The sequence below is a fragment of the Clostridium weizhouense genome (assembly GCF_019431045.1).
In the GTDB taxonomy this organism is placed as follows: domain Bacteria; phylum Bacillota; class Clostridia; order Clostridiales; family Clostridiaceae; genus Clostridium; species Clostridium weizhouense.
Genome location: NZ_JAHXPT010000006.1, coordinates 111233 through 131847, shown reverse-complemented (window position 1 = coordinate 131847; position 20615 = coordinate 111233). Strand labels below are relative to the sequence as shown.

14 protein-coding genes are annotated in these 20615 nt (G+C 25.4%); all 14 read right to left on the bottom strand.

Annotation, left to right across the window (positions count from 1 at the left end; translation table 11 throughout):
* Positions 1-156: 156 nt before the first annotated feature.
* The 14 genes from KYD98_RS09235 to KYD98_RS09170 all read right to left on the bottom strand — a co-directional run bounded on the left by KYD98_RS09235 (position 157) and on the right by KYD98_RS09170 (position 20613).
* Entirely contained in the window at positions 157-2025 is a 1869-nt protein-coding gene (locus KYD98_RS09235) for an N-acetylmuramoyl-L-alanine amidase family protein (RefSeq protein WP_219779460.1), read from the bottom strand.
* A gap of 391 nt (positions 2026-2416) precedes the next feature.
* Positions 2417-3727 carry a DUF4026 domain-containing protein gene (locus KYD98_RS09230; RefSeq protein WP_219779458.1) on the bottom strand — a complete coding sequence of 437 codons (1311 nt, stop codon included), beginning with the start codon at positions 3725-3727 and terminating at the stop codon, positions 2417-2419.
* 304 nt (positions 3728-4031) lie between these two features.
* Positions 4032-6065, bottom strand: coding sequence for a M13 family metallopeptidase (locus tag KYD98_RS09225; protein ID WP_219779456.1), 2034 nt, complete (start codon positions 6063-6065; stop codon positions 4032-4034).
* Between the two features lie 458 nt (positions 6066-6523).
* The gene (locus tag KYD98_RS09220) at positions 6524-7513 is read right to left on the bottom strand and encodes an Rpn family recombination-promoting nuclease/putative transposase (RefSeq protein WP_219779454.1); all 990 of its coding nucleotides are present in this window, start codon (positions 7511-7513) and stop codon (positions 6524-6526) included.
* A 242-nt stretch (positions 7514-7755) separates the two neighbouring features.
* A complete protein-coding gene (locus KYD98_RS09215) occupies positions 7756-8559 on the bottom strand; it encodes a phage replisome organizer N-terminal domain-containing protein (protein WP_219779453.1) in 804 nt (267 codons plus the stop codon).
* A gap of 576 nt (positions 8560-9135) precedes the next feature.
* Positions 9136-10815: an AAA family ATPase gene (locus tag KYD98_RS09210; protein WP_219779450.1), complete on the bottom strand. Its 1680-nt coding sequence runs from the start codon at positions 10813-10815 to the stop codon at positions 9136-9138.
* 321 nt (positions 10816-11136) lie between these two features.
* Positions 11137-11985, bottom strand: a complete 849-nt coding sequence (locus KYD98_RS09205) for a glycosyltransferase family 2 protein (protein ID WP_219779448.1) — start codon at positions 11983-11985, stop codon at positions 11137-11139.
* 157 nt (positions 11986-12142) lie between these two features.
* Entirely contained in the window at positions 12143-12949 is an 807-nt protein-coding gene (locus KYD98_RS09200) for a Cof-type HAD-IIB family hydrolase (RefSeq protein WP_219779569.1), read from the bottom strand.
* Positions 12950-13215: 266 nt separating this feature from the next.
* Entirely contained in the window at positions 13216-13617 is a 402-nt protein-coding gene (locus KYD98_RS09195; RefSeq protein ID WP_219779446.1) for a GtrA family protein, read from the bottom strand.
* The gene (locus KYD98_RS09190; protein WP_219779444.1) at positions 13589-14572 is read right to left on the bottom strand and encodes a glycosyltransferase family 2 protein; all 984 of its coding nucleotides are present in this window, start codon (positions 14570-14572) and stop codon (positions 13589-13591) included. Before KYD98_RS09190 ends, KYD98_RS09195 begins: the two co-directional genes overlap by 29 nt.
* Positions 14573-14605: 33 nt before the next feature.
* Entirely contained in the window at positions 14606-15667 is a 1062-nt protein-coding gene (locus KYD98_RS09185) for an acyltransferase family protein (RefSeq protein ID WP_219779442.1), read from the bottom strand.
* 30 nt (positions 15668-15697) lie between these two features.
* Positions 15698-17485: a DUF6056 family protein gene (locus KYD98_RS09180; RefSeq protein ID WP_219779440.1), complete on the bottom strand. Its 1788-nt coding sequence runs from the start codon at positions 17483-17485 to the stop codon at positions 15698-15700.
* A gap of 64 nt (positions 17486-17549) precedes the next feature.
* Positions 17550-18449 (bottom strand): glycosyltransferase family 2 protein, encoded by a 900-nt coding sequence (locus KYD98_RS09175; RefSeq protein ID WP_219779438.1) that lies wholly within the window; start codon positions 18447-18449, stop codon positions 17550-17552.
* Between the two features lie 10 nt (positions 18450-18459).
* Positions 18460-20613, bottom strand: coding sequence for a glycosyltransferase WbsX family protein (locus tag KYD98_RS09170; protein ID WP_219779437.1), 2154 nt, complete (start codon positions 20611-20613; stop codon positions 18460-18462).
* Positions 20614-20615: the final 2 nt, after the last annotated feature.

The following is a 20615-nucleotide window of genomic DNA, read 5'->3' as shown; positions in this document are numbered from 1 at the left end:
AATAGACTAATTACAATCTACTTAAGCGGACAAATTATAACAAATTTATAATGTTATCTATAAAAAAGAGACCCCCCGATTAAGGGAGTCTCCTAATCAATTGCTGATTGTACTAACAGTACATTACAATTATTATGCTATTTAACTTTTATCAGACTATCTGATCCAAGCTCCGTTAGCTCCTAAAGTGTAACCATCAACAGTTGTGTTAGCTTGCATAGCACCTGATGCATCACAGTAGTACCAGTTTCCGCTGTTATCTTGTACCCATCCAGTTTGCATAGCACCTGAAGCATTTAAGAAGTACCAAGTACCATTTGGATTAACCCATCCAGTTTGCATAGCACCTGAAGCGTTAGTGTAGTACCAAGTTCCACCAGCATTTACCCAACCAGTCTTCATAACACCAGTTGCTGGATCTAAGTAATACCAAGTTCCATTTAAGTTTAACCAACCAGTAGCTTTAGTTCCATTTTCATTAACATAAGTCCAAGTTCCATCTGTAGCTTGTGCCCATCCTTTAGTTGTTTCAGCTGGTTTTTCTGTTTCTTCTTCTTTTTCTTTATTTCCGATTAATGAATAAACTTCATCATCTTCATTCCAAGTAGCTATATTATCTTTATTATAAACTGATAATTGATCCATTGATCCGTCTACTTTGTAAACTTTATCCCAATCATCTTTATTATCCCATTTATAAAGGAATCCACCATCAAGTCTCCAAAGGTTTCCTTCAACGTCAACATCTAATGCATATCCACTATCTTTAGTGTGGTCAACATCTTCTGTAGAGTCTCCTTCACAATCAGTGTAGTACCATCCAGCTTTTGTCTTTAATGTAGCTGTTTGTGCTACTACTTCGTTTTCTGCTTGACCTTTATAAACAACTAACTTTCCATTAGATATAGTTGCATGTGCTTTATTATCTGATTTATTATTTGATTCATCATCTTTAATATCAGCTACATCATCTAATAACTTTAAGATTTTATCATAATCATCATTATGCTTGTCATCATTTTTTGCAATATCTGCATCATCACTACTTACTACATAAGTAGAAACTGTTTTAGCATATTTAGCTCCATCAATATCTCCTGAAGCTTGTTCTTTAGATATTTTTTGGATAACTGGTAATTCAACTTTATTAGAAACCAATTCAGCTGGAAGCTTTTTACCATTAACTTCAACTATTTTTTGTGCTTTTTTATCATTTTCTTTTCTTTCATCATCTTTAACTTCTAAAGTTAATATAGCATATCTATAGATGTTTTTGTCATCTTGTCCTAATACAGCTTTTTGTCTAATTGATGCTGTTAAATCTTTCTTAGCATTTCCTTCATATTCTTTATCTGTATTTTCTATGTTAACTGCTGAACAAGTAGTAGTTCCATTATTAACTTTAACTTTGATTTTTCCTAAGTTATAATCAGCATCAATGTAATGTCCTTTTGCATCTGTAAATACATTGAAATTTGTTGCTTTATCATTAGATGTACAACCTGACGCTGCTTTTACTTCAGTATAGTACCAAGATTCACCAAACTTATTTCCTGAAACTACATATAAATCATCTTTATCTCTAGATTCTTTAGCATTTTCTTCATCATATCTATCATCTGTATCATCTTTAAGAGTTTTTCTTAAAGCTGATCCAGCTTCATCTGCAAGTTCTTCTTTAATATTGTCGTCTTTTACTTTACCGTTTGTTAAATCAACGTAGTAATCTCCATCTTCAATATCGACATATTTGTCTCCATAAGCTTTAGCTATTGAATTTGAATCAATTTCTTCTAAAGGTTTAGCTTTTCCATCTTCATAGAAGTAAGCTGCTTCATCTTTACCATCTACTTCTCCATCAACGTAGAATTTACCATCTTTGTATGCTACTGCATGATAAATTTTACCATCCTTAGATTCTATTCTTTTAGTATCTGCAGCATTAACTCCTGTTGCTGGAACTAATGAAACTACAGCAGCAGCAGCTACTAATAAAGCTGTCATTTTGTTTGCTCTTTTAAACATAATTTTCTTTCCCTCCTAATTTTTCTAATTCACGATAAATTATACCATTACTACATATTATTGTAAAGTTAGATATTATCTATCCTAAATATTATTTACAATATTACATTTATTTTACTGGGTTTTTTTTCATTAAAAACCTACTTTTATCATTATATCAAAATACTTGTCCATGTCAATCTATATTTTGGTATAATGTTGTTTAATTTCAAACATATTATATATTGTTATTATTTTTTCTATTTGTGGTTTTTAATTCCATTAAACTCTCTGTTATACAATACAGTACTTTTTTTTATTTAGGGTCCTTTTTTAAAAAAATAAATTAATTTTTTTATTTTTTAAAATTCAAATACCCCTGGGGTACCCCAGGGGTATTTGAATTATTATATTATTGTTCTAGTAAATAAACACTATCTGGTGTTATCTCACCATTAGGTGTATAAAGAATCCAATCTGTTAAATCATCTAAATTTAATTGAACTTCACTATTAACAGTTAAGTTACTAATATAATAAGGCTCTTGAGCAAGAAGTCCTTTTATAATTTTAGGATCATCTATTTCTTCTACTTCAAACCAAATATGTTCTCTCTCTTCTCCAGTTGTTACTCTATCCTTCTCTCTATATTCTTCATCAACTAATAATCCAAATTTCATAATTCCACGTATATCAGGGTTTTTAATTGCTTCTTTAAAGTAATTTAACCTTTCTTTTGCTAATTTACTCATACGAATTGTTTCCTCAGTTGTAATCATCACAATTGGATTATCAGAAAGATACTTGTCTATACAAGAGACATGATGAAATTTCTTATTATCACAATCTTTTGGAGATAAATATAAATAAATTACTCCTGTATCTTTATTGTGTTCATTAAATTCTCCTATTCTATCCTTCATAGAACCAACTATATTATTATCATAAAATGTTGTAGCTAATGTCCATGAAATCCATGTTCCTATTACTGGTTGCCTATTATTAAGATAACCAATTAAAAAAGCCTCTTCTTCATCTGCAATCCTACCATTTGAAATTACTCTTTTAGCAATTGTTTGTAATATACTAAAATGATTTTTATATGTATTCTTATTAGAATTTAATATTTCAAATTCAATTGAACCACAGCGATTAAGGCCATGAGTATGGAGCCATACAGTTTCATAATCATCTGATATAGCTTGTACAGAATAAAGATAATCTGGTGATGGTGGAATGTCTGATTCAACTGCTAACTTTAACCAAACACTTGAAATTATTTTTTCTGTAGAGAAATCCACTAATCCAATCATATCAGGTAACATAGAATATAAAACTTTAAGTTGAAGATGATAAGAATCTATATTAGATTTTTTAAATTTCATAGCTGCTGTTAATCCAAAATCTGCTTTCAGCATTGCATCATAATTTTCCTCTGTAAAATTATGATTAATTATAAACATCTCAGACATCTCAAATTCTTCTGGAATTAATTCAATATCATAAATTTCCTCTTTATACTCTATTTGTACAATAATATTTTTTTCTACTTTAACTCCTATAAGGTTAAACAAAGTTGAATTTTTTAAACGCTCTATATATACTTCTGGCTCTTCTATTTCTTCTGCATTTTTAGGAACTGCCATAATATAAGAAATATCTTTCTCTATAGTTCCACTTTTAAGTTCTCTCTTTTTCTTCTTACCAAAGAATTTACCAAACATTAATACTCACTCCATTTTTTAATTTAATCTACATATTTTCCAGACTAGTTGGTAATTAGATAGTCTTAGAAAAAGCTAGTCTTAAGTCACCTTTATTTTATCGGTCTTTTTTTGTAAAAATTTACTCTTAATGGATATGTTTATTTATAAAAAAACAAATGACTTAAATATTATTTAAATCATTTGCTTTTTTAACCCACCTTATCTTATAAGTTTCTTCTAGAGTAATTTGTACCTAAATATATATTGAAATAAAAATTATTCAATAATGCATATGAAATAATCTAATAAATAAAATAATCCTTTACCAAATTTGTAATCTATCTTCTGGTTTTATATACATTTTATCATTTTCTTTAATTCCATATGTTTCATAAAATTTATCAAACTGTGCTAAAACTACGTTAGCTCTTACTTTATTAGGTGAATGTTCATCTCTTTGAAGTCTAAGTTCATTATATTCTTTTGTATTTATTTCACGCCATACAGTAGCATTACTTTCAAAGAATTCTTTGTAATTAGCATTTGGCATTTTATCTAATATATCTAATGCACAAGCTATTCCTCCTATATCGGCTATGTTTTCTCCTACAGTAGTATCTCCATTTACATTCTTACCATTATCAAATTTTACATTATTATAAAAATTTCTAACCTTATTAGTTTTCTCTTCAAACTTTTTATAATCTTCTTCAGTCCACCAGCTATTTAAATTTCCATCTGCATCAAATTTAGCTCCATTATTATCAAAAGCATGACTAATTTCATGACCTATAATAGCTCCAATTGCACCTAAATTACGTTCTTTTGAAGCATTTTCATCATAAAATCCTTTTTGAAGAATTCCTGCTGGAACTGTAATTGTGTTTTTAGTTGGATTATAAAATGCATTTAATGTTTGTGGTGGACAGTTAAATTCTGTTTGATCTATACGTTCATTTAATTTGCTTATTTGTTTTTCTTTAAAAAACTCTCCTATATTCTCCATGTTTTCCCAAAGAGATCCACCTTCTTCATAAGATCTTATCTCTAATTTAGAATAATCATCCCATTTTTCTGGACATCCAATTTGAACGCCTATCTTATTCAACTTATCAATTGCTCTTTTTTTAGTTTCTTCACTCATCCAATCTAAATTATTTATTCTCTTTTCATAAGTTTTAATAACTTCATCTGTAATATTTTGAACATTTTCTTTAGTTTTATTTGAAAAATATTTTTCACTATATATTTTACCAAATGGCATTGCCAATAAACCATTTACTGCATTTATAGCCTTTTCTTCCTTAGGAAGTTCACCTTTTGTTCCTAAAAATCCATTAGAAAATTCTTTTGCTGCTTGTTGAAAATCATCTCCTAATAATCCTGCTACTCCAGCTATATTATTAATTTCAATATAGTCTTTAATAAGGGGTAAATTCTCTTCAGTATAAATCTCATTTAATGCCTTTAACCATTTAGGATCTGTTAAGATTATCTTATTAGCATTATCTAATTTTGAATCTTTCATAAGAGTACTTATTTTTAAATTTGGTGCTAAATCATCAAGCTTATCTAATGTATAAACATTATAGATTTCATCTATTGCATTTGGATTCTTTGAACTTTCCTCTTGTCCTTTTATTGATGGTGCTATCATATATTCGAATTTGAATAAATTATCAACCTTTTCTTTTGCTTGTTCAGGAGTATATCCAACTAAAGTCAAAAGTTTTTTATAGTAATTCTCTGTTAAACCTTTATTTTTTTGGGTATTTTCTTTTGGTTTTACATATTCATCTGAATCTCCTAAGCTAAGACCAGTTGGATAAATATATGCTGCATATCTAGTTGCATCTTTAAAATCAACATTACATCCAATATTTACTATTGGATTTCCTATATCCTCTTTACTAAGAGTTGTAATATCAGCTAAAGTTTTAATATTTTTAATCTTATTTAACATATCCTTTATAGGTTCTATTCCTTGCTTATTTCTGGCTTCTGTATTTAACATATTTTTATATAAATTAATAATCTTCTTCTCATCACTATCTTTTGAATAATTCTTTTCATTTGCTAATAACTCTTTTATTATCTCTTTTTTTTGTTCAGTTAATCTCTTTCCAACTTCTTCAAATGTTGAATTAGACACTTTTCCTTCAGCAATCTTTGCAGTATTTAGCCAATTTTTATTAGTTACACTATAAAAATCATCCTGCAACCTCAAATCATCTGATACTACTTTATTACTTGTATTTACTGGTACTTCTGTTGCTTTAACATATGTCACTTGAGACATAAAAATTGAAAATGCTAAAGCACATGCTACAATTCTTGTTTTCTTTAATCTTCCCATTTCAGAATTCATCCCCATTTCTTTTTAAACTTATTAAATATATTTTCTTCAAAATTAACCCTTTTAAATATACCACTTTTTGTCTATTAAGTAAAATAAAGTAGGGCTTTTTTTAAATTTCTATAAGTTAATTGATACTCTCTAGTTTTTTAAGTCTTAACTTTAAATCAAACTAGAATGTTTTAAAAATAAAATTAAATCAAACTAGAATATAAAAATAAATTTAGTCCAAGTTAAATAATTACTATATATTTAACCTATCATTATTAATATAACTAAAATTAAGTAAAATTATTAATTAATCTTAGACACATTAAAAAAAATAATAGATCAATATGCTCATTATATTTAATCTATTATTTTATTTCATGTGCCTTATCTGCTTTATTGATTTTATAATATTTTTTTGAAATATTTACCCCAGGGGTAAAATTAATCAAATAAAAATTAATTCTTTTCTATAAATACTTTTTTAAATCTTCTAAATCGTCTATATCCAAAATATCTTCAATTATTAAATTTAAATTCTCATTATCTAAGGTTTCTATTTTTTTCTTAACAACATCATCCAACTCTTTGAACTTTTTTGTAAGTAATTTCAAAACTCTTTCTACATCTTTCAATCTAGAATTAATTTTTTCTTGCTCTATACCTTGTTCTCTTCCTTGTTCAAGACCTTGCTCAAGACCTTGCTCAAGACCTTGTTCTATTCCTTGTTCTATTCCTTGTTCCAATCCTCTTATTCTAGCAGTCTTTATTTCTGCTATATAATCCCTAATTCTTTTTAATTCACCTTCATATAATTCTCTTTCTTCTCTATCTAAATACATAACATCAAGCTTTTCAACTGCTTTTTTAACTGATTCATCTATTGCTAATTCTTCTGGCATTTTATCCTTCTCAAGTTCATAGGCTCTATTTAAAAATACTATCCATCTATCCAAAGTTGTCTTTATATCTTTAAAATCCTTTTTAAATTTATTTAATTCTATAAAATGCATCTCAAATACACTTGATAATTCTTTTTTGCTTTTTTCATTATAAACTTTGTATACATTATGAAAATCCTCTTCATCTATATAATCAAAATCTAGTATATTTATAGATATAGTTTTTCTTAAATTATCATAATTATATCCACCTTCTAATTGATCTGAATATACCTTTGCCCAATAGTAAAAGGCCCTTTTTTCATAAAAAACCTGTTCAGAAAGTTGCATCTCTATATCATACCAAGTTCCTTTTTCATCTACTGCTTTTATATCAAGTATGCTCATCTTGTCACTTTTATAATTTGCTATATTATAAGGATTTTTAAGGACTATATCTTTTACCTTTTGATCTTCTGATAATATAGAATTTATAAATGCCATAAGTATATCTTTATTTTCTTCACTTCCAAATAACTTTTTAAATGCAAAATCTACTTTTGGGTTCAATCTACACATAAAATTCACTCCTTAGTATTTTTTATTATTATCTACTATATCTTAATTATACCTAAGTATTAATTCTATATAAATCCTAATTAGTATTAAGGCCTATAAAGGAAAATAACGAGTCCAAAATGCCCTGATTATTTTCCTTTAACTATACTATTATTTCAATTATACCCTATCTTTTATCTTCTTAAAATAAAAAAAATCTTAAACTTATCTCTGTATTTAAGTTTTAAAGAACTAGTAATTCATTAAACTTTAAATATAGTAATCACTTTTCCTTCTGGAATTTTATCACCAAATTCACATAATTCTTCATTATTCTTACCATCTTCACATAACTCAGTACTATCATCATCTTCACATAGTTCAATATTATCATCATCTTTCTTCTTTGATTTACATTTCTTTTTCTTACTACTACCTTTACTAAGCACAAATTCCTTTTCTACATTCATTTTATCTTCTGAATTCACTTCATTTCCTAATAAATTCTTGTCCAAACTTGATTTATCAACTGGCTGTTTTATATTATTCGTAATTTCTAATTTATCAAAATCTTCAACTAAAACTGAATTATCTATATTATCATATTTTATCTTCATATTATCCTTTATCCTAATACCATCTTTTAAATCAATATCAGTTTTAGGTGTACTTTCAAAATCTATCACTTTACTATTATTAAGTTTACTTTTTTCAGTTTCTAAAATATCAACTTTTTTCTTAGATTTAATATTTTGATGCTTAACAAAATTTTTAACTCTATAAACATTACCTTCAGTTAATTCAATCATTTCTAAATCCATAAATACCTTTAAAGCTAATTCCACCTTTTCAAAACTTCTATTAAACTCTAAAGCTAGAGTTTCTATTGTATAAGGAATACTTTTTGAAAGATATAAATGCCCCTCTAAATTAACCTTACCAGCTAAAGTTAAAAGTCTAGTCCAAATATAATGAATAACATCCCTCTCCTCCATAGTATCAATTATCTTAAATTTAGTATCACTATACATATCCACCCTTAATTTTACTATTTTTCTTTCTGACATATTAAAAACACCCCTTCTAATTTTTTATCATATACATTAATTTTTCGCTGTGTTTTAAAACAGTGTTGATATTTTAGTATAAGGGCGAACTGACATTGGAATTTACTTTTTAGAGCTCTTAAGTAAGAGTCAAAATTTTATATTTTGCTACTCGAACTTACTCAGCGAATGTATATGAGTCGAGTTTCCTTTTAGTCTTACAATTAATTGCTTGTCAGCAATCTTTGATTGGGAGCATGCATTAAATTGGACTAAGCTTTATTTTAGAGTTCTTAAAGCAAATTCCCCTGTCCATGAGCTTTATACTACAATATCAACATTCACTTAAAACATAGCCTAATTTTTATTTATTAATTTAATACACTTCTTTATATAAGTTATGTAACTTAATCTTCTAAATAATATATATGCATTAGAAACCAATATTCTAAGAAAATATAAAAATTTTTTAAATAAATTTTAAAAAAGAAGCCAGAGCTTTCACTCTGACTTCTTTTCCATTTAAATAAACTCCTCCAACAAAATATACAATGCTTCTTTGATCTATTATTTTATTTCATGTGCCTTATTCTATAATTACCCTTCAACAACCTCAATTTTTTTACCTTTAAAGACAATTGCAAGTTTTAATATATCCGAAATACCTCTTTCCCTAAGTTCTGCTTCATACATATTTTCCTCAATTTGATTTAAAGCTTCCTCAATACCTTTTTCTATGCTTTTACTCATAAAATCATCAATCTTTTTAAACTCCATTATAATTCCAAGCTTTGAATTATCCTTAGGGATTAGCATAACATCATATCTTCCATATCCACTTTCCTTATTTGACTTAACTTCATATTTGTCAGAAAGAGATACTATCATACCAAGTACAAAAGCATGATACACCTTTTCTGGTTCCTCTCCTGATATATCAAAATAGCTTATATTATTTAAAACAAAATTTTTAAAAAAGCCACCAAAAGTTTCAACATCTCCAGTTATCAATGCATTTAACATAACATCATACTTTTTGCTTGTTAAACTTTCCTTAAACCACTTCTTAATTAAATTTTTATAAAAAATTAAAACTTCATTATTAGGTATTTTAAGATCACATTCTAACTCACCATCTATTAATTCTTTCTTAACTGGCTTCAAATATCCGCTTAAAGTCAAGAAACTCCATAAATTTTCCTCATCATCTTCTACATCTTTCATAACAACATGATCATCTACTATCTTGTTTATAGAATTTCCTTTTATAAGCTCCTCAAGATTTTTCTTAGTATCCTCACTTCCCTTAGAAAGCAATCTTTTAATCAAATCATTACTGCTACTATTTATCCAATAAGGCATAAATCCCATTGTATTGTTTTTAATATAATTTAAAACTGACCAAGGATTATAAATAACCTTTCCTCCAAATATATATCCATTGTACCATTTCTTAAGCTCATCACTTTTTTCTAAAAGTTTATAATATTCTAATAAATTTTTAACCTCATCTTCAGTAAAGCCAAACTTATCATTAAAATTAAATCCTAAAATACTATCTACTTCTATATTATTAAGCCCTGAAAAAATACTTTCTTTCGCAACCCTTAAAATGCCAGTAACCAAAGCTTTTTCTAAATAAACATTATCCTTAAGTGCAGCTGTTAAAATATTTCTTATTAAAACAATTCCTTCTTCGTAATACCCTCTTAAATATGCTTCCTGAATTGGCACATCATATTCATCTATAAGTACAATTACTTTTTTATCATAATGCTTGTTAAGCAGTCTCATTAAATTGCTTAAACCATTTAAACATTCTATAGGAGTTACTTCTTTAGCTATAAATTTTTCAATTTCTTTTTTATCAATATCCAATATTTTATTACTTTCTAATAAATAATCATATTGCCTATATAAATCTGAAAATAATATTGTTACTCCCTCTTGAAGATTTTCAAAACTAAGATGTTTTTCATTCTTAAAAGTAAGAAAAATAACTGGATACTCCCCTTGCATCTTCATTATCTCTTCTTCATTCTCTATTGCTAATCCCTTAAATAAATCTTTATTCTCTTCTCTTTTTTCTACATCAAAAAAATACTTTAACATACTCATATTTAAAGTCTTACCAAATCTTCTTGGTCTTGGTGTTAATATAACATCTGCCGAATTTTCTATAAACTCTTTTATAAGTAAACTTTTATCTACAAAATAATGTTCACACTTTATTAATTTTTTAAAATCTGATGTTCCAACCTGAATATTCTTTTTCATTACCGCACCTTCCTTCTAAAAAACATCTATACTATAAATTCTTAATTGAGGTTTTATTCATATATCTTATCTTATATTATAACCTATTTATAATGTACTTAAAACAAATAAGAGTATTCAAACTTGTACCTGTAAAAATTTACGCCCCATGTGTAAAAGTTATGTATCTTAAGGTTCTAAATAATATATATATTAGAAAGAAATATTACATGAAAACATAAAAATTTTTGTAAAAAAATAGATAAGACTCTTAAATCTTATCTGTGATGGTGACAGTCACCCTCTTTAAATTTTTCCCAATTTTATACCCCATGGGTGATTTTATTTTTGTCCAATTTTCATAGCAATATATCTAACTGCAAAGTTAGGTAATAAACTTAAAAGTACTTTTATATTTTTATCTTCTAATGATCTTTTAAAAACATATTTAGCTAAAGCTACTCCACTTTCATTTCCTTTATATTTCATTAAATAAGAATTTTCCTTGAAAAATACTCCTGTATCAAAATACCTTTTATAAAGTTGTTTTAATGTAAATATATGAGAATGATATACTTCAGAATCTGCACAATACTTAATTCTATATCCTGCATGTATTAATTTATGTGCAAAATACATATCTTCATTTATTATTATATTTTTTCCATCATAAGCATTAAGTTCTTTATAAACCTTAGCATTAACTGCTGATGAAGCATCTGAATAAAAAAATGTTAATAATCCATACTTTTCTATATCATTTTTAGATACTATCCTAGATTCTTCAGGATAGTTTTTTTCCCTAGTATATTTTTCTATACTATTGTTCTCACATATTTGCCTACTAAAACTTGCCTCACATTCACCATTTATTATTGGAGCAACTAAATTTTTAAGCCATAATTTATTCTTCATCTTTACATCTTGAGATATAAAAATAATTATGTCACCAGTTGATTTCATTGCCATCATCTCTCTAGTTCTGCTATGAGAAAAATCCTTTGGCTCTATTATGCAATAATTACAGTTTAATTCTTTTAATATTTCTTCACTCTTATCTTTACCTTTAGTTAAAACATATAATATTTCTAACTCTTGCCCAGATTCTAATTCTTGACTTAATATGTTTTTGTTTAATTTAGTTATGTACTTTTCTGCATTGTATAATGGACAGATTATTGATATTTTCATAATTAATATCCTTTCTTACACGGTATATATCAACTGTTTTTAATATTTATGAGACTATCTTAAACAAGATTTTATATATCATACTTAATATATATTTTTTATATTATACTGTTAGTTCATCACAAGCACTATTAATTATCATTATTTATAAAATCCACTATATCCAATTAAAATACTTACATGCATATTCAATACCATCTTTATTAGATTTTTTTGTAATAAAAGATGCTCTTTGTTTTATTTCCTCACATGCATTTCCCATAGCAATAGTATTTTTAGCATATTCAAACATACTTATATCATTTAAACCATCACCAAAAACAACAATATTATCTAAGTGTACATTATATTTGTTTCTTATATATTCTATACCTTTTTCTTTAAACTCAAATTCAACAGATGAACAAAATACATTATTATAAATAGTATATTCTTTTATAGATTGTACCTTTTTTATGTGCCTATAATTATAAAAAATTAACTTTTGTGTAGATTTCTCCAAAAATGTTTTTTCATCTACAACTTTAATATTCATGTAAGAATTAAGTGCAATTCCATTAACAGATCCAATTTTAAAAAATCTTGTTTTTGAAAGAATCTTCATTAAAAATATATATGGTAAAAGCTTAATTCCTTTATATGTTGTATAGCATTTTTCATTACTTACACTAACTATTATTATATTGTATTTTTTACATTCATATAATATATTTTTTAATTTATCTTTAGCAAAAAATTCTTCTTTCTCTATATTATTATTAATAACAACAGTGGCCCCACCTGCACAAACAGCATTTTCAATATCCAGTTCTTTCATTAAAAACTTTATTTCATTATATCTTCTACCGGTAGCTAAAAATATAATATTACCTAATTCTTTTAATCTTTTAATAGTATTTCTAGTTGATATAGATATATTCCTGTTATAAGGTTTTATAGTTCCATCAATATCAAAAAAAAATATTTCATTTTTATTACACCCTCTTTTAAGCTTACTTTTTAGTTACTTCTATACATTTTCTTTCTAACATATATTAACTTATGTGTAAAATACATATATTCATTTATTATCTATTAATATATTTAAATATTAATAAAACGGATGATTTTAATTTTCATCCGCCATAATTATTTCTATATTTACTTTAAACTTAATTTTTATATTTTTCTAAAGTTAATTCATACTCATAGATTTAATAAATAAAATTATTAATCCTCTTATTTTACTTATTATTTCTTAAATACAATAAATTTACTTAATACATAATTTAATATTATTACTATAATATTAACTATACATTTTGCTATAAAATCATTCATTATCATAATTTCTACTAGTAACATCAATAATACTGTATCTACAATAAAAGTTGCTAGTCTAGATCCCAAAAAAGCAATTATTTCTCTTGTAATCAATTTAAAATTCCATGTTCTAGACTTAAAAACATATATTTTATTAGTAATAAATGCAAAAAGTATACTTAATATAAATGCTATTGTATTACTTATAACATATTGTATTCCTAATTTATTTAAAAACAAATAACTTATAATATTAATAAGAGTGGTTAATACACCAAAAATAATATACTTTATTCCTTCACTATTTAATATTAGTATTATCTTTTTCATATGTATTTATCCTATCTTTAGATTTAAATATATTACTTTCTTTAATAATATAAATAGGTCTATTTTTAGTTTCTATATAAGCTTTCGCCAGATACTGACCTAAAATTCCAGTACAAAATAATTGAATTCCTCCAACAAAAAATATAATACAAACTAATGATGGCCAACCTGCAACTGGATCTCCTACTATTAATGTTCTTACTATAATAAAACAAATCATTATAAATGATATAATAAAAAATATTATTCCAATAAAAGATGAAATTAATAATGGTGAAGTTGAAAATGCTACTATTCCTTCAATAGAATATTTGAATAATTTCCAAAATGACCATTTAGTTTCTCCTGCAACTCGTTCTATATTTTCATATGCTATCCATTTTGTATTAAAGCCAACCCAACCAAATATCCCTTTAGAAAATCTATTATATTCTTTCATTTGTAAAATAGCCTCTACCATTTTACGTTTCATAAGTCTAAAATCTCTTGCTCCATCTACTATATCTGTATTAGATATTTTGTTAATAAGTTTGTAAAAACATCTGGCAAAAAATGAACGAATAGGTGGCTCACCTTTTCTATCTACTCTTCTTGTTGCTATGCAATCATAATCTTCATTAATCAAACTATTATACATTTGTTCTAATAATTCAGGTGGGTCTTGTAAATCTGCATCCATAACCGCTATATAATCACCTGTTGAATTTTCTAAGCCTGCATATAATGCTGATTCTTTACCAAAATTTCTACTTAACGATATGTATTTTACCCTTGTATCTAAATTAGCATAATCTTTCATAATATTTAATGTGTTGTCATTTGAGCCATCATTTACAAAGATTATTTCAAATTCTACATTGTTCATTTTTTTAGTTACTTCATTTATCTTTTCATAAAAAAACGGTAATGATTTTTCTTCATAATAACATGGAACTACTATTGATATTTTCTCCATTTTACTCCATCCTTTATTTAGATTTAAAGTTAATTATTTCATGTATTTTTTTCCTTTCTTTATCCAATATTCTTCAACATATTTTGTTGTTAAATAAGATACTATACATGTACATATTAATACCAATGTTCCCACAAAGATATAACTTAAATATTTATTTGAAGTAATTTGTGTTATATATTTTATAACACCTAATTTATTTAATACCTGTACTGTAATCATATGAAAAAGGTATATAGAATAACTTATGTTTCCTAAAAATTTAGTAATCTTGTTCACTACTATGAATGAATATCCGTATATAGCTCCTCCAATAATCAATGAAAAAGTTATCAACATTCCAATATCTCTATTAAATAATTTAGTTAACACTACACCTAATACTACTACACCAATTAAAAATGGTATTTCTATGATGTACCAAATATTCTTATTCTTTTTTATATTTTTAATTACTGGTATACTTCTGTATAAAACTCCGCCCATAAAGAAATATGACAGATATATTAATACATTTATATGTGAATTAGGTATACCATTTCCTATCAAATTAGTATAATTATAAGTTATAATCATACTAATAATTAATGAAATTATTAATGATAATTTATTTTTTACAAGCAGAAGAAATAAAGGGAAAATAATATAAAATACACATTCTATTCCAACAGCCCATGATGCCCAAACTAATTCTTGATTTGCTGGCAATAAGCCAAATAAAAATGTAATCGACATAATTATATTTGAAATACTATAATATTGATGATTAAGAAAATAGCTTAAACATATTTGAATAATTAATACTAAATAGAATACTGGTGCAATTTTAAAAAATCTTTTTATATAAAAATTTCTTAATGAAAATTCACTGTTTAATAAAGTTTTTTCATAACCGCATAGTAGTGCAAAACCACTTAATATAAAAAACATCCTAACTAATGAATCAAAATTACCTACTATACTATCTAATATTGGTGAAAATTTTGCAAATCCACACAATGCCCAAACATGAAAATATACTATTAAGCATGCTGCAATACCCCTTATCGATTCCAATCCTGAAATAAAAATTTTCTGGTTTTTATTAGTCGTCATATTTTATCTCCTTAATTTAATAATATTAAATTAATTAACTTCAATTTTATTTTTAGTATACATTATATAATTACTGTTATTTTCATTATCTTTAATGCATACACCTATTACATATGTACCATTTTCTATTATTTTCTTAGCATCTGATATATCAAGTAAAAATCCAGTATCTTCATACTTGCTATTATTATAATATTCAGATACATCTTTTCTTTTATATTTATTAGTTATAAATTTATATGTTTTGCTATCGGATTTTAATAATATACTAATATCATTATTCTCAGATTGCATATTCTCAATTGCAGCCCATCCTATAACTTTTAATTGTTTTTCTGTTTGATTATATTCTACATAATCCATACCATTCATAATTTCTATATATTTAGCATTCAATTGCGATTCATCTATTGTATATAAATCTTCAATCGAAAAAAATACTTTTATCTCAAAATATCTTTCCAAGTGCTGTAAATTTGATTGTATATAATCTTCTCTTGTATTTAAAATTCTATTGTTTATATTATTATATGGTGAAATTTTAACACTACTTTGATTGCTTTTTTTAGCTTCTTGTATAACACTATAATTAGTGTTTATGAATTTATTATATGCATCATATGTCTTAAAAATTGTTATATTTTCTTTTACAGTTAATATTATTAATATCCCTAACAATAAATATGTAATAGCACTAATAAATTTATTGATTTCATTAATAATTTGAATACTAAAATAAATAATACATCCAATCATAAAAAAATCTATTAAAAAGAACGCTCTTGTTTCAACATAAGGTGCACCAATTAATGCACCTGCCGATAATGCAGATGATAACAAGAATATTAAATTTATTGATGCACTTTTGTATTTACACAATTGTTCTTTTTGTTTTGCCTCATTTATCTTTTTATAATTTAGAATTATATAAACTATAATAATCACTAGAAGTATACTTACTAACATTATGTTTTCTGTAAAGAACCTATGAATTATATTTATAGTTCTATAAATATAATCCTTAACAGTTACATGTTCAATTCCAAATATTTTTTTATATGTTTGTATTCTAATTGCAGTTGATGGTGCAAAAATCATTACTAAAAAACCTATTCCTAAAGATATAAATGAACTCCATATCCATAAATAAACTTTTTGCTTTTTAATTATTCTATATATAATAGTACATACATATATTATTATAAAAGTAATTACGGTATTTTCATTTGTTAATCCTGCAAAAAAACCTAATATTGTATGTAATAAAATAAGTACCTTTTTATTCTCAAGTAAATTTCTATTATCAAATATCACTCTTAAAGGAATAGTGAATGTCAATAAAATAAAAACAGCCCATAAATAGTTTCCACTTCCAGTTCTCCAAAAGAATATTTCCCCTAATGCTGGTTGAAACAAAATAATTAAACAAAAACTTATTATTACACTAATAACATCATTTTTTTCTGTCATTTTCATTTTTCTTCCAAAAGCGTATATTGGTATCAATAATACATACAATACACTTATAATTGCATTTCCAATATAGTAGTATAATTTATTAGTACTACAAAAAATAATTGCTATCTGTTCACCAATCCTGATATTCCAAGTAGATGCTTGCCTAATAATCCTTTGCATAATTAAACTTATATGTTCTCCTATAGAAGATGGTTCATAGTGAGAAGAAAAACTAACTAAAGCAAAATCTTCTCCCATAAAAGGTGTGTTTATATTTATACTTAGAAAAAATAAAAACATTCCACTTAATATACACAAAAATAATATTAATAAATATCTCTTATTATACTTTTTAACCAACAATCGCCACCTCATTTCAAAATAAAATGATAACTAAAAATTATTTACTAATTACTTACGCTTTTTAATCTTGCTTAAACTTATTATAAAAGTTAATAATCTTATTTATTATTAATTTAAATATATTATCTTCACACCAATATTTATACAAGTACGTATCCTTAATAATATCTTGTATCACATTTTTTGAAACATTTGGATTTGTAGTTTTTCCACTTTTAATTTGTTCGAAGAAATTGCTTAAAACTAAATTTACTTCCTGTTCTGCAATATTACCTAATTCTCTAAAACTATTATTATTATGTAATCTATAATAATAGTTAGTTTCTTCTATATACAAAGGTTCTTGTATAATTGACGCTCTTAAAATAAAATCCCAATCATGAATATATTTATATTCTTTAAATCCATCTAGCTTTTTATATAATTCTTTAGTGAAAATCATATTTCCTGTAGATATAGCTATATTTTCAATCATTAATGCATGAGATACCTTCCCACATTCACAAATACGTTTTTGTATTCTTCTGAAATTATCAGCCTCTTCTCCAATTGCTAATTCTGAATTAGAATCTATTACTTCAATACTCGAGAAGGCAATTTGTACCTTCTCGAATTTCATTCTTGGTATTATTTTCGAAAACCTATTTCTTTCATATACATCATCTGCATTAATTACAGCAATATATTTTCCTTTTGCATTTTCAATCCCCTCATTAATAGTGTAATGAGCACCTTTATTTTCATAATGATCAATATATTTTATATTTGTAAATCTATTTGCTATTTCACAACTTGTTATAAAATCCTTTATTAAGTTTATACTGTTGTCTTTTGAACAATCATCTACAATAATTAATTCTATATTTTTATATTCTTGATTTTTTATTGATTCCAAACATTCAATTATATATTTTTCATAATTATATGAAGGTACTATCACACTTACCAATTCATCTATCATATTTTCCCCCTTAATAGTTTGAATCTATAGCTTCTTTAGTTGCTTTTAAATATTGTGTCCCATACCTTTCATCTGGCTCTAAATGAGTTCCTTCAGCCCATTCATTCCACGCATTTATAAAAACATATTGATATGCTTCATCATTATAATTATTAGTATAATCAACAATACCTGTTATCCATTTTTTGTATTCCTTAGGATTAGCATAAGCAAATACATTTGAATTTGCACCTCTTCTTGCTGTATTATCCCAACTTAACATAGCTCCTCTAAATGCTTTATAATAGTCTGGTCTCTTATTTACATATCTTGATACCACATCTCTATAATCATAAATATTACCACCAAATTCTTTAACTAAATTTGGCATAGTTTTAGATATTTCTCCTGTTATAATACCATGTGGTGGAAACTCAACTGCAGAATCACCGCCATATATATTTGGATCAGTTAATCCAAATGATTGAACTAATGAAACATGTAGATCATCAACTCCATTTTTCTTGCATACTTCTTTCCACTTTGTAATTGTTTCTGCTAAATTAGGGAATAATTCTGCTCTATAAATAAGTAATATTGGTGCTCCATTAACTTTTATATATCTATCATCCTTTAATATTGGAATAATGTCTTCTATAAACCTATTATCTGTATCTTCATTATGTTCTTGCTTAATAAGTACTTCTTTTTCTTGCCCATCCCATCTTCTACTCCATGTTTCATTTGCCCAACAGATACAAAATGGAAAATCAAGCCCCTTATCAGCTAATAAGTTATCCAATGGCTTTTCTAATAGTCTTTTTCCATTAAACCAATAATAATAGTAACAAAAACCATGTATTCCATATTCCTTAGCTAATTCAATTTGTTTATATTGTATACTTTTATCTTCTACTAAATTATAATATCCTAATTTCCCCGGTACATGTGGTTGATAATGCCCATCAAAAAGTGGCTTTCCTTTCGTTACATTAGTCCATTCTGTAAAGCCCTTCCCCCACCATTCATCATTTTCTGGTATAGCATGATATTGTGGTAAATAAAATGCAATTGGTTTTACATTATTTTTTAGTTGTGAATTTTCTACTATTCTATAATGATATAAAACCTTATCTATAACGTGAATATCTGATATATCTATTTTATCTTCTAAATAATTTTCTATTTTACTACTATGTATAACTAATCCTTTTCTAAAGATTATATTCTTATTTCGTTTTTGGTTAATAGCATCTTCTTTATATAATGGTGCTATATAAGCATCTTCTAATATCCTATCTTCATTAAATGTTATTATTTTTGCATTATTTTTATCTAAAACTTCTTCTATTCTTTTAATAGATGAACCTGCTAAACTATCTCCTGCTGTAACCATAATATAATATACATTATCAATATCAAATTGTTTTTTCTTAATAAATTTTAATACATCATCATTTGTAATTAATTCTTCTTCACATTCCATGTTAGTACAATTATTAATCAAATCTTTATTTTTTAATATTAACTCGTTATTAAGCTTAGTATATAAGTTAATTATTTTATTAAAATTTTGCTTTTGTACGCTTTTTACTGTATTTAAATAATAATCTTCTATTATACTATTATTTGTTGAATTAATGATTAAAACAATGTTATGATTATTCACTGATTGATACTCATAGTTTTCATCTATATATACATATGGCTCTAAAATTGATTGTTCTGAATTTCCAGTTTCAATATTTTTAAACTTATTCATAATTTTATTATATGTAAGTTTTATTCCATCTTTTTTTATACTTCTAAATACTTTTTCTAAATTATTATATGATATTTTTTCATTAATGCCAGACAAATTTAGTTTCTTAATATCTACTATGTGTTCTAGTAACAAATTTTCTTTATCATCTAAAAATAATATATTTATTTTATTTACTGTTTTTTTAAGTGAATTTATCTCTAATATTATTCCACTTTCTAATGCTTTTTCATTATTTTTAAAATATTTATAAACATCACTTCTTCTACATTTCTGTAACTTAAATTTACAAGTATTATCTTTATCATCTGTAATTTTTATTTTAATATCTTTTTCTGTATTAAATGCCCATCCTTTAAGACGTAAATCCATTTTACCTTTATTTAAAGATAACTGAGTATTTTCTATATTATAATTAAACATCT